This is a genomic window from Sinorhizobium americanum, from assembly GCF_001651855.1.
Taxonomy (GTDB): domain Bacteria; phylum Pseudomonadota; class Alphaproteobacteria; order Rhizobiales; family Rhizobiaceae; genus Sinorhizobium; species Sinorhizobium americanum.
The window spans coordinates 1-1007 of the sequence record NZ_LNQC01000001.1; the positions used below are offsets into that span (position 1 = coordinate 1).

Annotated in this window: 1 protein-coding gene; it reads left to right on the forward strand. The window is 63.4% G+C overall.

What is annotated here, in order from left to right; genetic code table 11:
• A partial coding sequence (gene tuf / locus ATC00_RS00005; RefSeq protein ID WP_064251555.1) for an elongation factor Tu occupies positions 1–1007 on the forward strand: 1007 nt, incomplete at its 3' end.

Sequence of the window (1007 nt, forward strand, 5' to 3'; positions counted from 1 at the left end):
ATGGCAAAGAGCAAATTCGAGCGCAACAAGCCGCACGTCAACATCGGCACGATTGGCCACGTTGACCATGGCAAGACGTCGCTGACTGCAGCGATCACCAAGTACTTCGGCGAATTCAAGGCGTATGACCAGATCGACGCGGCGCCGGAAGAGAAGGCGCGTGGCATCACCATTTCGACGGCACACGTCGAATACGAGACGCCGGCCCGCCACTATGCGCACGTCGACTGCCCCGGCCACGCCGACTACGTCAAGAACATGATCACCGGTGCGGCGCAGATGGACGGCGCGATCCTGGTTGTGTCGGCTGCCGACGGCCCGATGCCGCAGACCCGCGAACACATCCTGCTCGCCCGCCAGGTCGGCGTTCCGGCGATCGTGGTGTTCCTGAACAAGGTCGACCAGGTTGACGACGCCGAGCTTCTCGAGCTCGTCGAGCTGGAAGTGCGCGAACTCCTGTCGTCCTACGAATTCCCGGGCGACGACATTCCGATCATCAAGGGTTCGGCGCTCGCCGCTCTGGAAGATTCGGACAAGAAGATCGGCGAAGACGCGATCCGCGAACTGATGACCGCGGTCGACGCCTACATCCCGACGCCGGAGCGTCCGATCGACCAGCCGTTCCTGATGCCGATCGAAGACGTGTTCTCGATCTCCGGCCGCGGCACGGTCGTGACCGGCCGCGTCGAGCGCGGCATCGTCAAGGTCGGTGAGGAAATCGAGATCGTCGGCATCCGTCCGACGACGAAGACGACCTGCACGGGCGTTGAAATGTTCCGCAAGCTGCTCGACCAGGGCCAGGCCGGCGACAACATCGGCGCGCTGCTGCGCGGTGTCGACCGCAACGGCGTCGAGCGCGGTCAGGTTCTGTGCAAGCCGGGTTCGGTCAAGCCGCACCGCAAGTTCAAGGCCGAAGCCTACATCCTGACGAAGGAAGAAGGCGGCCGTCATACGCCGTTCTTCACCAACTACCGCCCGCAGTTCTACTTCCGCACGACGGACGTGAC